The organism is Micromonospora sp. NPDC049891 (genome assembly GCF_040660295.1).
GTDB lineage: Bacteria > Actinomycetota > Actinomycetes > Mycobacteriales > Micromonosporaceae > Micromonospora.
In genome coordinates, this window is the sequence record NZ_JBFAML010000025.1 from 49254 (window position 1) to 64277 (window position 15024).

At 72.1% G+C, this 15024-nt stretch carries 14 protein-coding genes and 1 riboswitch; of the genes, 9 read left to right on the top strand and 5 right to left on the bottom strand.

What is annotated here, in order from left to right; all coding sequences use genetic code 11:
* Window positions 1-119: 119 nt before the first annotated feature.
* Window positions 120-229: riboswitch (TPP riboswitch) on the top strand.
* The 7 genes from AB0I71_RS25500 to thiC all read left to right on the top strand — a co-directional run bounded on the left by AB0I71_RS25500 (window position 224) and on the right by thiC (window position 6403).
* Complete coding sequence (locus tag AB0I71_RS25500; protein WP_357588667.1) at window positions 224-850, top strand: thiamine phosphate synthase; 627 nt, start codon at window positions 224-226, stop codon at window positions 848-850. It overlaps the preceding riboswitch by 6 nt.
* Window positions 844-2028 carry a glycine oxidase ThiO gene (thiO, locus tag AB0I71_RS25505; RefSeq protein ID WP_357588669.1) on the top strand — a complete coding sequence of 395 codons (1185 nt, stop codon included), beginning with the start codon at window positions 844-846 and terminating at the stop codon, window positions 2026-2028. The genes AB0I71_RS25500 and thiO overlap by 7 nt, the downstream gene beginning before the upstream one ends.
* Window positions 2019-2219, top strand: a complete 201-nt coding sequence (thiS, locus tag AB0I71_RS25510) for a sulfur carrier protein ThiS (RefSeq protein WP_099849631.1) — start codon at window positions 2019-2021, stop codon at window positions 2217-2219. Before thiO ends, thiS begins: the two co-directional genes overlap by 10 nt.
* Before the next feature lie 5 nt (window positions 2220-2224).
* The gene (locus tag AB0I71_RS25515) at window positions 2225-3010 is read left to right on the top strand and encodes a thiazole synthase (protein WP_357588672.1); all 786 of its coding nucleotides are present in this window, start codon (window positions 2225-2227) and stop codon (window positions 3008-3010) included.
* A gap of 71 nt (window positions 3011-3081) precedes the next feature.
* A complete protein-coding gene (locus AB0I71_RS25520; protein ID WP_357588674.1) occupies window positions 3082-4011 on the top strand; it encodes a thiamine phosphate synthase in 930 nt (309 codons plus the stop codon).
* The gene (thiD, locus tag AB0I71_RS25525; protein WP_357588676.1) at window positions 4008-4796 is read left to right on the top strand and encodes a bifunctional hydroxymethylpyrimidine kinase/phosphomethylpyrimidine kinase; all 789 of its coding nucleotides are present in this window, start codon (window positions 4008-4010) and stop codon (window positions 4794-4796) included. Before AB0I71_RS25520 ends, thiD begins: the two co-directional genes overlap by 4 nt.
* Before the next feature lie 14 nt (window positions 4797-4810).
* Window positions 4811-6403: a phosphomethylpyrimidine synthase ThiC gene (gene thiC / locus AB0I71_RS25530; RefSeq protein ID WP_357588678.1), complete on the top strand. Its 1593-nt coding sequence runs from the start codon at window positions 4811-4813 to the stop codon at window positions 6401-6403.
* 157 nt (window positions 6404-6560) lie between these two features.
* On the opposite strand, the gene AB0I71_RS25535 is transcribed toward thiC, so the two are convergent.
* From AB0I71_RS25535 to AB0I71_RS25550, 4 genes are all read right to left on the bottom strand, one after another.
* The gene (locus AB0I71_RS25535) at window positions 6561-8834 is read right to left on the bottom strand and encodes a hypothetical protein (RefSeq protein WP_357588680.1); all 2274 of its coding nucleotides are present in this window, start codon (window positions 8832-8834) and stop codon (window positions 6561-6563) included.
* Window positions 8835-8912: 78 nt separating this feature from the next.
* Entirely contained in the window at window positions 8913-9242 is a 330-nt protein-coding gene (locus AB0I71_RS25540) for a cupin (RefSeq protein ID WP_357588682.1), read from the bottom strand.
* The gene (locus tag AB0I71_RS25545) at window positions 9239-10189 is read right to left on the bottom strand and encodes an LLM class F420-dependent oxidoreductase (RefSeq protein WP_357588746.1); all 951 of its coding nucleotides are present in this window, start codon (window positions 10187-10189) and stop codon (window positions 9239-9241) included. Before AB0I71_RS25545 ends, AB0I71_RS25540 begins: the two co-directional genes overlap by 4 nt.
* 82 nt (window positions 10190-10271) lie before the next feature.
* A complete protein-coding gene (locus tag AB0I71_RS25550; protein WP_357588684.1) occupies window positions 10272-11057 on the bottom strand; it encodes an ABC transporter ATP-binding protein in 786 nt (261 codons plus the stop codon).
* 267 nt (window positions 11058-11324) lie between these two features.
* Here AB0I71_RS25550 and AB0I71_RS25555 point away from each other — a divergent pair, with 267 nt between their 5' ends.
* Entirely contained in the window at window positions 11325-12350 is a 1026-nt protein-coding gene (locus AB0I71_RS25555; RefSeq protein ID WP_357588686.1) for an ABC transporter substrate-binding protein, read from the top strand.
* 97 nt (window positions 12351-12447) lie between these two features.
* Window positions 12448-13308: an ABC transporter permease gene (locus tag AB0I71_RS25560; RefSeq protein WP_357588688.1), complete on the top strand. Its 861-nt coding sequence runs from the start codon at window positions 12448-12450 to the stop codon at window positions 13306-13308.
* A gap of 155 nt (window positions 13309-13463) precedes the next feature.
* Here AB0I71_RS25560 and AB0I71_RS25565 read toward each other — a convergent pair whose 3' ends face one another.
* Window positions 13464-14645, bottom strand: coding sequence for an ABC transporter substrate-binding protein (locus AB0I71_RS25565; protein WP_357588690.1), 1182 nt, complete (start codon window positions 14643-14645; stop codon window positions 13464-13466).
* Between the last annotated feature and the right edge of the window lie 379 nt (window positions 14646-15024).

Consider the following 15024-nt stretch of genomic DNA (forward strand, 5'->3'; position numbering starts at 1 on the left):
GTGCCGCTGCGGGTCGGTCCAGCAGAACGACGTGAGTCGGCGTGGCGGGCGAGCCCTCGCCCCAGCCGGCGGCGCAGGACGGGCTTGGCGGAGCCGGCGAAACGACGTACGGTGACACCCAACGAACCCACGGGAGCCCGGTGTACCGGGCTGAGAGGGGGGCTGTGAGCCCCCGACCGTCGAACCTGATCCGGGTAATGCCGGCGCAGGGAGGAGTGTTGCCGTGCCGTCCCTGGGACGACTGCATCTGATCACCGACACCCGACCCGGGCGGGATCCACTCGCCGTGCTCCGTGCCGTGTTGCCGGTGGCCCGTACCGAACTGGTGGTGCAGGTCCGGGTCGAGGACACCGCGACCGACCGGCAGGCGTACGAGCTGACCCGGCAGGTACTGGCCCGCTGCGCGCCGTACCAGGTGCCCTGCCTGGTCAACGACCGGTTGCACGTGGCACTGGCCACCGGAGCCGCCGGTGGCCACGTCGGCGCGGACGATCTGCCCGTGGCGGCGGCCCGCGAGGTGCTCGGCCCGGCCGCCGTGCTGGGTGCCACCGCCCGGGAACCGGCAACTGCGCTCGCGGCGGTCACCGCCGGGGCCAGCTACCTGGGTGTGGGGCCGTGCCGCGCCACCGCGACCAAGGACGGGCTGCCACCACCGATCGGCGCGGCAGGTGTCCGGGCGGTGGTCGACGCGGTCGAGGTGCCGGTGATCGCCATCGGTGGGGTGACGGCGGCGGACGTGCCCGAGTTGCGGGCCGCTGGCGCGTACGGGGTGGCGGTGGTCGGCGCGCTCGCCGGGGCCACCGATCCCGCCCGCGTCGCCGCCGACCTGGTTCGGGCGCTGACATGCTGACCGGGGAGCCCGTCACCACCGGCGTGGCGCGGCGACACCGGCCCGAGGTGGCCGTCGTGGGAGGCGGCCCGATCGGCTGGGCGGTCGCCTGGCGGTGCGCCACCCGTGGGTTGCGGGTGGTCGTGCACGATCCGGCACCCGGATCCGGTGCCTCGCACGTGGCCGCCGGAATGCTGGCACCGGTCGCCGAGGCGTACTTCGGCGAGCGGGAGCTGACCGGCCTGCTCACCGAGTCGGCCGGCCGCTGGCCCGGCTTCGCCGCCGAACTGACCGAGGCGACCGGCGTCGACATCGGCTACCGGACCGAGGGCACCCTGATGGTCGGGCTCACCGCCGACGACCTCGCGGAGGCTCGCCGGCTCTGGGCGTACCAGCAGGGGCTGGGGTTGCCGGTGACGCCGTTACGCCCGTCGCAGCTACGCGAGCGCGAGCCGGCGCTGGCGCCCCGGGTGCGCGGCGGCGCGCTGGCCACCACCGACCATCAGGTCGACCCGCGCCGGCTGGTGCCGGCGCTGCGGCTGGCGGCGGAGCGGGCGGGAGCGGAGCTGGTCACCGAGCCGGTACGCCGGCTGTCTGACGTCACGGCCGGCGTGACCGTGGTCGCCGCCGGTTGCGGTGCGGCGGCACTTACCGGCCTGCCGGTCCGTCCGGTGAAGGGACAGGTGCTGCGGCTGCGCGCGCCCGATGGCGGGCCGCCAGGCTTCCGGCACGTGATCCGGGGGTACGCCGACGGCGAGCACGTCTACCTGGTGCCGCGAGACAGCGGCGAGGTGGTCGTCGGCGCGACCGTCGAGGAGCGCTCCGACCTGGACGTCTCCGCCGGTGCGGTGCTGCGGCTGCTGCGGGCCGCCGTCGACCTGCTACCCGAGATCGCCGAGTACGACCTGGTGGAGACATTGGCCGGGCTGCGTCCGGGCACACCGGACAACGCCCCGATCCTGGGCCCGTTGCCGGGGCACCCGGACGTGCTTGTCGCCGCCGGTCACCACCGGCACGGGATCGTACTCACCCCGGTCACCGCGGACCTGATCACCGATCTGGTCACCGGAGGTCGCGGCTCCGACCCGCTGCTCGCTCCCTTCCGGGCGGACCGGTTCGCCGAGCAGCCGGGCGTCGTCGGCGCGGCCGCTGCCGGCAGCACTTTCCAGCCATCGACGGAGGATGACTCGTGGAACTGACGGTGAACGGTGCCGGCCGCAGCCTGCCGGACGGGCTGACGGTGGCCGACCTGGTCCGCGACGTCACCGGCCAGCAGCGCGGTGTGGCAGTGGCGGTCAACGGCGAGGTGGTGCCGCGTACCGGCTGGCCGGCGACGGTGCTGCGCGGCGGCGACCGGGTCGAGGTGCTCAGCGCCGCCCAGGGCGGGTGAGTCGGATGGAGAACGAGTCGACCGGCTTCGAGCTGGGCGGTGTGCGGTTCAACTCGCGGCTGATCCTCGGTACCGGCGGTGCGGCGAACCTGCACGTGCTGGAGCAGGCGATCCGGGCTTCCGGCACCGAGTTGGTCACCCTGGCGCTGCGTCGGGTGGAGACGGTGCCGGGCGGTTCAGGTGGCCTGCTGGACCTGCTCGACAGGTGTGGCGTGCGGCTGCTGCCGAACACCGCTGGCTGCTACACGGCGGGCGAGGCGGTGAAGGTGGCGCGGCTGGCCCGGGACGCCTTCGAGACAGACTGGGTCAAGCTTGAGGTGATCGGCGACGAGCGGACGCTGCTGCCCGACGGGGTGGAACTGCTGCGCGCCGCCGAGGAACTGGTCGACGACGGGTTCACCGTGCTGCCGTACACCTCGGATGATCCGGTGCTGGCGCGGCGCCTGGCCGACGTCGGTTGCGCGGCGGTGATGCCGGCCGGCGCGCCGATCGGCTCCGGCCTGGGGATCAACAATCCGCACCACATCCGGCTCATCCGGCAGGACGTCGGCGTGCCGGTGATCCTGGACGCGGGTATCGGCACCGCCTCCGACGCGGCGCTCGCCATGGAGCTGGGCTGCGACGCGGTGCTGCTGGCCAGCGCGGTGACCCGGGCGGCGGACCCGGTGGCGATGGCCACCGCGATGCGGTACGCGATCGAGGCCGGTCGCCTCGCCCACGGTGCCGGTCGCATCCCCCGCCGCTTCCACGCCCTCGCCTCCACCCCAGACGAAGGCCGCCCCGACCTGTGACCGCGTGGACTGATCTCGTCGATCTTGGCCCGGGAGCGCCCCTCCAGGGGCCGGTTCGCACCAAGATCCAAGTGCCCTCGGGAGTCGTGCTGCTGACCGATCGGCGGGTGGCGCGGGGGGCGCTGGTGGAGGTGGTGGCGGCGGCCGTGGCCGGGGGAGTGCGCTGGGTGGTGCTGCGGGAGAAGGATCTGCCGCGCGTCGAGCGCCTCGCCCTCGCCACCGAGCTGCGGTCGATCCTCGCCGAGGCCGGCGGCACCCTCGTCATCGCCGGCCCCGACCCGCTGATCGACCACGGCGATCCCGGCCGCGCCGCGCTCGGCGCCACCGCCGACGGGTCCGGTGCCGACCTCACCGGCGCTGGTGCCGGCATCCGGCCCGGCAGCACCGGAACCGGCCGGTCGCCGGTCGCGCTGCACCTGTCGGCGGCCGGCCCCTATCCGCCGCCCGTCGCCGACCTGGTCGGTCGCTCCTGCCACGACGCGTCGGAACTGCGCCGCCTCACCACCGAGGACTACGTCACCCTCTCACCGGTCTTCCCCACGCGGACCAAGCCCGGCTACGGCCCGCCCCTGCGCCCCGGAGGCCTGACCGAGCTGATCCGGCTGAGCCCGGTGCCCGTGCTGGCCCTCGGCGGCATCGAGACCCCTGCCCAGGCACGCGCCTGCGCCGTCGCCGGCGCCACCGGCGTCGCAGTCCTCGGCGCCATCATGCGCGCCGACGACCCGACCGCCGCAGCCAGCACGCTGACCCGAGCCTTCGGACAGGCCACCCAACCCGAGGCGACCACTCCGAAGCCCGCAGGCCGGCAGGTCCCGGTGGGCACGACCGCGACGGGCCCGAGTCCCGCAGGCCGGCACGTCCCGACCGGACGGACCACGACGGGGCTGCGGCCGACCGTGCCCACGCAGGGATCAAGCCTGACCGCCCGGAGCGGGCACGGTCGGCCGCAGCCCCCAACAGCAACAACCGAACCCCGGACCAATCAAGAGGAAGTGCCGTGACCCCCACCACCGTGCTCACCGTCGCCGGTTCCGACTCCGGTGGCGGCGCCGGCATCCAGGCCGACCTGAAGGTCTTCGCCGCGCTCGGCGCGTACGGCACGAGCGTGCTCACGGCGGTCACCGCGCAGAACACCAGGGGCGTGGACGCGGTGCTGCCGCTGCCGCCGCAACTGGTCACCGACCAGCTCGACAGTGTCCTGTCGGATTTCGCGGTGCGGGCGGTCAAGACCGGGATGCTGGGCACCCCGGCCGTGGCTGCCGCGATCGCCGACGCGGCGGCGGCCGGCCGGCTGCCGCAACTCGTCGTCGACCCGGTGCTGGTGGCCACCAGCGGGCACCGGCTCGGCGTGGTGGAGGCGGTGGAGCGGCTGCTGCCGTACGCCCGGGTGGCGACACCGAACAGCGCGGAGGCCGCAGCCCTCACCGGGGCGGCCGTGACCGACGTGGCGGAGATGACCACGGCGGCGCGGGCCCTGGCGGCCGGCGGACCGGAATGGGTGATCGTCACCGGCGGCGACGTGGACGCCGGTGCGGAGGCGGTGGACGTGCTGCACGGCCCGGACGGGACGACGGTGCTGCGTGCCCCCCGGGTGCCGACGCGGCACACGCATGGCACCGGTTGCTCGTTCTCGGCGGCCGTGACGGTACGGCTGGCGCTTGGCGATCCGGTGCCGGCGGCGGTCGGAGCCGCAAAGGAGTACGTGACCCGCGCGCTGACCGGCGCGCGGGACTGGGAGTTGGGCGCGGGACGCGGACCGATGGACCACTTCGGCTGGTCCGCCTGATCAGGGAGGCTGTCATGCAGGCACGTCGCAAGGTGTACGTCGAGGGATCCCGACCGGACATCCGGGTGCCGTTCGCGGAGGTGGAACTGACCGGAGACAACCCTCCGGTACGGCTCTACGACACCTCCGGCCCGGGCTCTGATCCGGAGGTCGGGCTGGCACCGTTGCGGGGACCGTGGATCGCCGAGCGGGCCGATGTGGCGCCGGTGCGCGGTGCCGGGACCCCACTGGCCGGCTCGGACGGCAAGCGGCCGACGCAGCTCGCGTACGCGCGGGCCGGTGTCGTCACGCCGGAGATGGAGTTCGTGGCGATCCGGGAGGGGATGGCACCGGAATTCGTCCGGGACGAGATCGCGGCGGGACGGGCCGTGTTGCCGCTGAACGTCAACCACCCGGAGTGTGAGCCGGCGATCATCGGCAAGGCCTTCCTGGTCAAGGTCAACGCGAACATCGGCACCTCGGCGGTGACCTCCTCGGTGGCCGAGGAGGTGGAGAAGCTGACCTGGGCCACCCGGTGGGGTGCGGACACCGTGATGGACCTGTCCACCGGCAAGCGAATCCACGAGACGCGCGAGGCGATCGTGCGCAACTCCCCGGTGCCGATCGGCACGGTGCCGATCTACCAGGCGTTGGAGAAGGTCGGCGGTGATCCGGTGAAGCTGAGCTGGGAGGTGTTCCGGGACACCGTCGTCGAGCAGGCTGAGCAGGGCGTGGACTACATGACGGTGCACGCCGGTGTGCTGCTGCCGTACGTGCCGTTGGCGGTGGACCGGGTCACCGGCATCGTGTCACGGGGCGGCTCGATCATGGCTGCCTGGTGCCTGGCGCATCACCAGGAGAACTTCCTCTACACCAACTTCCGGGAGCTGTGCGAGATCCTGGCCCGCTACGACGTGACGTTCTCCCTCGGCGACGGTCTGCGGCCCGGCTCGATCGCGGACGCCAACGACGAGGCGCAGTTCGCTGAACTGCGTACCCTCGGCGAGCTGACGACTGTCGCCTGGGAGTACGACGTGCAGGTGATGATCGAGGGTCCCGGGCACGTGCCGATGCACAAGATCAAGGAGAACGTCGACCTCCAGCAGGAGTGGTGCCACGAGGCGCCGTTCTACACGCTGGGCCCGCTGACCACCGACGTCGCACCCGCGTACGACCACATCACCTCGGCCATCGGCGCCGCGATGATCGGCATGTTCGGCACGGCGATGCTCTGTTATGTCACGCCCAAGGAGCACCTCGGGCTGCCGGACCGGGACGACGTGAAGGCCGGCGTGATCGCGTACAAGATCGCGGCGCACGCGGCCGACCTGGCGAAGGGGCATCCGGGGGCGCAGGACTGGGACGACGCGTTGTCGAAGGCGCGGTTCGAGTTCCGCTGGGAGGATCAGTTCAACCTCTCGCTGGACCCGGAGACCGCGCGGTCGTACCACGACGCGACGCTGCCCGCCGAGCCGGCGAAGACCGCGCACTTCTGCTCGATGTGCGGGCCGAAGTTCTGCTCCATGAAGATCACGCAGGATCTGAAGGAGTACGCCGTCCGCGGCATGCAGGACAAGTCCGACGAGTTCGTCGCCGCTGGCGGGCGGGTCTACCTGCCGCTGGCCTGACCGGTCGGGCGGAGGACCGTAGCAGCCTCAAGAGCCCTTTGTCTGGGTGACATGATCATGCCACCCAGACAAAGGGCTCTCGACCATTGCCGCACCGCACGCTGCCCACCACATCGGACGGTGCGGTTGCCGGCGAGTGATGCTGGTGTGCCGGCGGTCAGCGCCGGTGGTGTCGTCCGGGCGACCGGAGGGAGCGGCGCGGCTCCTTCGGCGGTGTGGGCTCGTCGTCGAGCGGCCGGCTGAGCCCGGCGACCCAGTCCACGTACTCCTCGTCCTGGGCCGGCAGCGGTTCGTCGTGCTCGGTCGTGGCATTTTCTCCGGAGCGGGACCTGCCTCGCCGGAACAGCCCGCGTCGGCCCTTCTCCGATTCGCCGTCCGGCTGGACCTCCTCGGCCAGGACGGCGGGTGGCTTCGTGAAGGCGGCCGAGAGGTCCCGGGCGGTGGCGGCCGTCTCGATGGAGACCTCCGGGGTCTCCGGAAGCGCCGCTGCGATGCCGGGCCCGGTCGGTGCGTCGGGGCGGGCCGGTGCGTCGGGCCCGGCCGCCGCGCGACCGAGGTCGGGCAGCGCGAACCGTTGCCGGGGCCGAGGTGGCGCCTCGCTCGTCGCCCCGCCGCCGGCATCATTCGCTGGTGCTGGTGCTGGTGCTGGTGCTGGTGCTGGTGCTGGTGCTGGTGCTGGTGCTGGTGCTGGTGCTGGCTCGACGATCGGTGTCTGCTGCGCCGCTGCTGTCGCGGGCGGCGAGCCCGGCGGCGGCGACGGCGCCGGTGTGCGGGGGGCGCGGGTGCGTCGGGGGGTCGGAGCCTTTCCGGCGGGGGCCACCGGAGCGCCCCTCTCCATGGTGGCGGGTGCCGGCTGGGGCAGGTCGCTGCCGTCACCAACCGGCGCCGGATCGATCGCCGCCCCGGGCTTTCCGTCGGTCCCCACCGTCGGCTGGCCACCGGACTCCAGCCCGGCCGTGTCACGCGGCCCCTCGCCGCTGTGCGCCCGCTCGGCGGCGTCGGTTCGCCTCTCGGCTTCGGCTACGCGCTCGACGGCGTCGGCTCGGCTGCCGGCGTCGCCCGCGGGTTCGACGGCGTCGGCTCGGCTGCCGGCGTCGTTCGCGGGCTCGGCACCGCCGTCAGCAGGGCGGGCACCGTCGGCCCGTTCGCCGTCGTCGGTGCCGTCGCTCGCGTCGGAGCGCAGGCCGTCCCAGGGCCGCTCGACGTCGGCGGGCCCGGTGCCGATTGTCGGTGCGGCTGCCGATGGTGCGCTGAGGGCGGCGACCTGGCCGGGAGTACCCGCGTCGCTGGTGGTCGGCGTGGTCGTGGCGGCGGACGGATCGGTGTGCGCGATCGGCCAGTGCCAGTGTGGCGGGGAGCCGTCCGAGGTGGCGGCGGTCCGGTGACCGTCGCCGGAGCGGGTGCCGCCGGTCGACGGGTCGGCCTCGGTGCGGCCGTGGACGACGACCGGGGTGGCCGGCGGGTCGGCCGAGGCGCCGGTCGGCGAGGGTAGCGCGGGGGTCGCCGGCAGCGGCTGGAGGATCGCGGTCGGCTCGATGGCGGTCGGGTTGGCGGGCGCGGTGGCCCGGTGGGCGAGCCGGCCGGTGGCCGTCCAGGGCAGCAGGGCTGCGGCGGCCGAACCGAGCGCGCCGACCATCACTGCGATCAGCGCTGCGTAGTAGGGGGTCAACTGGTACCTGTCGCCCGTGTCACCCGGGCCGGCGGCCAGGTAGGCGAACGCGACAAGCACCGGACCGGCGACTCCGCTGGGCCCGCTGACCAGCGGCGGATGGCCACGCCACCGGGCCACCGCCGCAGTCGCCGCGCCGGCCAGCAGGGTCACCATCGGCAGGATCAGCAGTGCCAGTTGCTGCGCGGTGCCGGCGGCGAGCCAGGACGGCTCCAACACGCCGAGGCGTACCGGGGTCAGTGGTCCGGTCGCCCCCAGCGAGGGCAGCACCGAGAGCAACGCGAGCAGCCAGATCACCGCGGCCACCGCTGCCATGTTCCAGGCCAGCGGCGGCCGGACCAGTACGGCCAGCGCGGCACCGGCCCCGACCACCGCGCCGAGACCGGCGCAGATGGCCACGGCCCAGACCGGATCGACCGAGATGAGTTCGGCGCTGCGGGCCGGCTGCATGCACAGCGGTGCCACGACCGTGGCACCGAGCGCCGCGCTGCCCGCGACGGCCAGTTGCCGGGCAGTGCCGGTGAGCTGCCCACCGGGACGGGCCAGCCGTTCGGTGAGCACGGCACCGATGACGGCGGCGTTCGTGGCGAACCAGCCAGCCCAGACGAGCTGTGCCGGCCACTGGTTGATGCTCGTGCCGGTGAAGGTGCCGGTGAGCCGGACGATCCCGAAGCCGAAGGCGAGGCCGAGCTGACCGGCACCGGCCAGCAGGCTCACGCCGAAGGCGGTGAACAGTAGTCGGCTCGATGTCCGATGGGCCATGACCGGCACGTTACGGTCCGTTTCCACCAATCGCCACCGGCACGCCGTGGACGTACGTATGACCTGCTCGCGGCGGGTCTACTTGAGCTCGACCAGCCGGGCCAGGTATGTCGTGTCGCCGACGTTCGTGAGCATGTGCACCGCACCCGAATCGCGGTAGACCACTCCACCGGTCGGCTCGTCGGCGTCGATCTGCACACCGTCGACGGTCTGCACGATGTTCTTCGCCCCCTGGACAGCGACCACGAGATAGGGGTGGTCGTGCCGGTGCAGCGGCTGGCGCTCACCGGGCTCCAGCCGGATGTGCCAGACCCGGACCCGGTCGTTCTCGAAGACGATCTCCTGCCCCACCGGGCCGAGCGCGGGTTCGGGGCCGAGCGTGGAAAGGTCGGGCGGCGTCTGGGTCATCGGGTTCCGTCCAGTCGGGGGAGCACCTCGGCGGCGATCAGCTCCAGGTGGTCCAGATCGGTGAGGTCGATCAGGCGTAGATGCACCCGGGTGGTGCCGATCGCGGCGAACTCGCCGATCCGGTCGACCAGTTGCTGCGGCGAGCCGACCACCGGGTCCTCGGGTGGCAGGGCACTCTTGACGTGCAGCGGCGCCGCCCGGCGTCGGGCTTCGCTGTCGGTACGACCGATCGCCACCACGATGCCGGCGGAGAGCGTCAACGGTCGGCGGCCGGTGCCGGCGCGGTCGACCCGCTGACACGCCTCCTGCACCCGCTCGTACGCCTCGTGGGCCTGCTCGACGCTGGTGAAGGGAACGTTGAACTCGTCGGCGTACCGGGCGGCGATCTCCGGGGTGCGCTTGGGGCCTCGCCCGCCGACGATCACCGGCGGTCCCGGGGTCTGCACCGGTTTGGGCAGGGCCGGACAGTCGGCCAGCCGGTAGTGGTCACCGACGTAGCTGAAGGTCCCGCCCGACGGGGTGCGCCACAGGCCGGTGATCACTTCGAGCTGTTCGGCGAGGCGGTCGAAGCGTTCGCTGGTGCTGGGGAACGGGATGCCGTACGAGACGTGCTCCCGGGCGTACCAGCCGGCGCCGATGCCCAGCTCGACCCGGCCGCCACTCATCTGGTCGACCTGGGCCACCATCACCGCCAGCGGGCCGGGTAGCCGGAAGGTCGCCGAGGTGACGAGCGTGCCCAACCGGATCCGGCTGGTTTCCCGGGCGAGCGCCGCAAGGGTCAGCCAGGCGTCGGTCGGTCCGGGTGGGGCCGGTTCGTCGCCCATGGCCTGGTAGTGATCGGCCCGGAGGAAGGCGTCGAAGCCGCCCTGCTCGGCGAGCTGGGCGAAGCGGAGCTGGTCGTCGTAGGTGGCGCCCCGGTGCGGCTCGGTGAAGACGGCCACCCGCATGCTCATCGCGGCACCCCGCTGCGCTCGGCGGCGCGACGCGGCACCGACGCGCTGAGCCGAATGAGTCGCTCGCTGCGCCCGCTCATCGTCCCTCCGTACCGGCTTCCACCGGCTGGTCGCGCTCCATCAGCAGTTCGTGCAGGTCGGCACTGACCCGGGCGACGTCCGCCAGGTGCGCGTTGCGGCCCAGGGTGCGCGGGCGGGGAATGCTCACCTCGACGATCTTGCGGACCCGGCCGGGGCGCGGGCTGAGCACCACCACCCGGTCGGCGAGCAGCACCGCCTCGTCGATGGAGTGGGTGACGAAGACGACTGTCGCGCCGTTGCGCATGTGCACCCGCTGGAGTTCGCCGGCCAGTTCCTCGCGGGTGAGCGCGTCGAGCGCGGAGAAGGGTTCGTCCATCAGCATGACCCGGGGGTCGCCGATCAGCGACCGGCACAGCGAGACCCGCTGCTGCATGCCACCGGACAGCTCGTGCGGCAGCCGCTTCTCGAAGCCGGACAGCCCGGCCACGTCGAGCAGGTCCCGAGCCCGGTCGCGGTGCGCGGCCCGCTTCCAGCCGAAGACCTCCACCGGCAGCAGGACGTTGTCCAGGACGGTGCGCCAGGGGAGCAGGGCCGGCCGCTGGAACAGCATGGCGATGTCCCGGCGCGGTCCGGTGACCGGCTTGCCGGCGACGGTCACCTCGCCGGAGGTGACCGGGATCAGACCGGAGATCAGCCGCAGCAGGGTGGACTTGCCGCACCCGGAGCGGCCGAGCACCGCGACGAACTCGCCCTCGGTGACGTCGAGGTCGATGCCCCGCAGCGCCTCGACCCGGCCGGCGCGGCCGTCGAAGGTGCGGGACACCTCGGAGAGTCGGATCATCGCCGACGGGCCTCCCCTGAGTGGAAAGTCAGGAACTGGCAAAGGCTATCGGCCTCGACCCGGTATCGCACCGTCCGGGGTGGACATCACTTTGTATCCGTTCCGCAACCCGATACGCCTGGCGTCGCAACTGTGGGGTTCTCGTACGCTGTGCCCGCGAGAGTCCCCCTCGATACGCGGTGTCGGCTTCCATCCGGCTGCCGGTGCCGCCCCGACAACTCCCTTCCGGCGGCCCGACGCCCCGGTTGGAAAGGACAAGGTGCACTGATGAGAAGGCTGACCCGTACGGTCGCCGCGGCCACGATGGCCACCGCCCTCGCCCTGGTCTCCGCGTGCAGCAGCGGCTCGGATGACGCTGACGGCAACGACGTCGGCTCGTCCCTGGAGCAGGTGACGTACCTCACCTCGTTCGGCAACTTCGGGCGTGACTCCTACGCCTGGGTGGCCAAGGAGAAGGGTTACTTCAAGGACGCCGGCTTCGACGTCGAGATCAAGCCGGGGCAGGGCACCGGCGCCGTGATCCAGACGGTCGTCGGCGGTCAGGCGCACTTCGGCCCGATCGACCTGACCGGTGGGCTGCTCCAGCTCGGCAACGGTGACGCCAAGGACTTCGTCGCGGTCGCCGCCATCCAGCAGCGCACCATGGCCGCCATCGCCACCGTCGACGGCACGGGCATCACCACCCCGAAGGACCTGGAGGGCAAGACTCTCGCCGACACTCCCGGCTCGGTGGTCCGCAACCTCTTCCCGACGTACGCGCGGATGGCCGGCATCGACTACACCAAGGTGAAGTGGGTCAACGGCGAGGCGCAGACCCTGATGGGCACGCTGGCCTCCGGTTCGGTGGACGGCATCGGCCAGTTCGTCGTCGGCCAGCCGACCATCGAGGCGGTTACCAAGAAGAAGGCCGTCCTGCTGCCGTACAGCAACGTCATGCAGGATCTCTACGGCAACGTGCTGATCACCTCGAAGCAGTACGCCAGCGAGAAGCCGGAACAGGTCAAGCGGTTCACCGAGGCGCTGCTCAAGGGCCTGGAGTACGCCCTGGCGAACCCGCAGGAGGCGGCCGAGATCCTGGCCAAGAACGCCGAGGCGGTGGTGCCCGCGGCAGCCGCCGCCGAGCTGCAGCTGATGGCCGGGTACGTCCGCTCCAGCAACTCCGGCACCGCGCTGGGCACGCTGGACAGCGGCCGGGTCGCCAAGAGCATCGCGATCCTGCGCGGCGCCGGCGCCCTGAAGTCGGACCTCACCCCCGACCAAATCATCGACTTCAACCTCGCACCGAAGGCCTGAGGTCGTTCGGCACCACACGGAGGTACGCCGCACCGCATCGCCGGTGCGGCGTGCTCCGCTCCCCACTCATCAATGCGCCGAACCGCAGGAGGATCCGATGACCGACGTCCGTCCACGGCAGCCGGAAGCGACGCTCGCACCCGAGCAGTCCCCGGCCGTGGCGCGTGGCCGGCGGTGGGGAGCGGGTGATCTGCGTTCGGGTACGACGGCCGCGCTGCTGCCGGTCGCCGGTCTGCTTGTCGCGCTCGGTCTCTGGTGGCTGGTGGCCCGGCTGGAGCTGATCCACCCGGCCGCCCTGCCGCCGCCCGGTGACGTGCTCGCGGCGTTCGCCGAGCGGCCGGCCCGGCTGCTGGAGCACACCGTCGCCACCACCGGCGAGATCCTGATCGGCTTCGCGCTCTCCGCCGTGGCCGGGGTGCTGATCGGCCTGGCGCTGGCCGCCTCCCGGACGGTCGAGCGGATGTTCACCCCGCTGCTCGTCGCGGTGAACGCGGTTCCGAAGATCACCCTGGGCCCGCTGCTGGTGGTGGCGCTCGGCTGGGGCCAGAAGCCGATCCTCACAATGGTCTTCCTGCTCTGCTTCTTCCCGATCGTGCTGTCCACCGCCACCGGGCTGACCACCACCCCGGCCGAACTGGCCGAACTGGTGCGGTCCTGGAACGCCTCCCGTTGGCAGGCGTTCCGCAAGGTCCGCTTCCCGGCCGCGCTCCCGCAGATCTTCGTGGGGCTGAAGGTCGCCATGCCGCTGGCCGCGATCGGTGCCGTGATCGGCGAGTTCCAGGCCGGTGAGGGTGGCCTCGGCTACGTGATCCAGCAGTACGCCGGCATCGGTGACACCGCCACCGCGTGGGCGGCGATCATCCTCGTCGCCCTGGTCAGCATCCTGCTCTACGCCGCGCTGGTCCTCATCGAGCGGCGCAGCCTGCCCTGGCTGCGGGAGACCACCTCCAGCCGCTGACCACACCAGCCACCCAAGAGATCACCGACGGCTGAGGGTCGGTCGTCGTCCCCCCGTTCGCAGGTGTGGCCACACCGCGACCGGCGGAGGGATCAAGCCTGACCGCCCGGAGCCGGTTGCGGTGCGGCCACACCCACCGCAACCGGCGACGCTGATCAGCTCGCCAGGCGCCACCGGCCGTTACGGGCGATCAGGGTGGTCAGCGCCTGCGGCATCAGCCCGGAGTGGTTGTCCGGCGTCATCCGGATCGGACCGGACAGGCCGTCCATCTGGGACGTCTCCAGCACGTCGCGGAGCCGGTTCCGGTCGATCTCGCCGACGGGTCCGCCGGCCCGCAGTTCCGCGTCGGCGATGAGCTGGATCGCGTCCGCGGCGAAGGAGGCGGAGCCGTGGTAGCCGCCGAAGCGGGCCGTGTAGTCCTGGAACCACTGACGGCGTGCGGCCTTCGCGGGGGTGGTCGCGATGACGTCGTCGATCACCATCGTCTGGGTGAAGACCAGGGTGGCCCGTTCCGCGGACCTGGCGGCCGCGCCGAGGAAGAGGTCGCCCGCGGCTGAGGCGTCGAGGAACAGGGCACCTGTGTAGTTGGCCTGCTTGACCGCGCTGGAGGCGAGCATCGCCTGCTCCGGCGGGGTCCAGATGACAAGCGCGTCGGGGTCGGCCGCGGCCAGCCGGCCGGCCGGCCCGTCCAGTTCCGTGTCGGTCGCCCGGACGGACGCCTCGGCCGCCACCCGGATGCCGACCTTGCCGAACTCGCGGCGCAGGGCCGTGGCGCCCTCCTGGCCGTAGGCGTCGTCGCTGCGTAGCAGCCCCACCGTGTCGATGTTGCGGCGGCGCAGTTCGACGGTGAGGGCCCCGGCGTTGTCGTCGGCGTTGGGGGCCAGTTTGAACATGTAGCGACGTTCCGCGACCGGGTTCACCACTGCGCCGGCGGCGGCGAGCGCGACGGTCGGGATCTGGTTCTCATTGACCGTGCGCACCGCACCGACAGCGCATTCGTTGCAGCCACCCATGATGATGGCGGTGACCCGCTTATCGTTGCTGAAGTCGACGATGTTTCGCAGTGACTCACTGGCGTCGGATCGGTTGTCCTTCAACAATAGTTCGACCTTGCGCCCGTTCAGTGCGCCCGAGGCGTTCAACTGGTCGCGCTTCAGTTCCAGGGCCTGCCGGTACGCCTTGCCGACCCCGGCCGCAGCACCGGAGAGTTCCAGGTCGGCACCGATCACGATCGGGCTCGTGTCCTGCTCGTCTCCGCCGAATGAACAGCCGACGAGGGTGGTGGCGAGCACTGTCGACACGAGCGCCGTGGCGGTCGCGGAGCGGAAGGGGGTCAACTCTGTCCTCCTGATGCGGCACGGGCGGGACCCGGTCACCGGTGGGCCGTCCGTCCTCTGTGGATAATGAGACGGCGCTGCCGTACCGTGTGCGCGAAGCCTGCAAAACCTTGCCAATGCCGGGCGCTGCGGTCAAGCGGGTCAGCGAAGGCGTTTCGGGACACCGATCCCACATGTTGGTGTAACCAGATGTTTTCAAATGCTCACTGTGGCGACACGTATGGCCACTCTGGAGTTACATGCCCTGTTCAGGGGCGCTGTGGAAATGTAGGTATTAGTTGACCGGATCACGGGTTGCGTGCCGTCCGACCGTTTCCTGCCCTCCTGCGGCTTCCCAAACACGATCTCGTCTGATGAAATCGCGGCCGTGCCGCGTGTG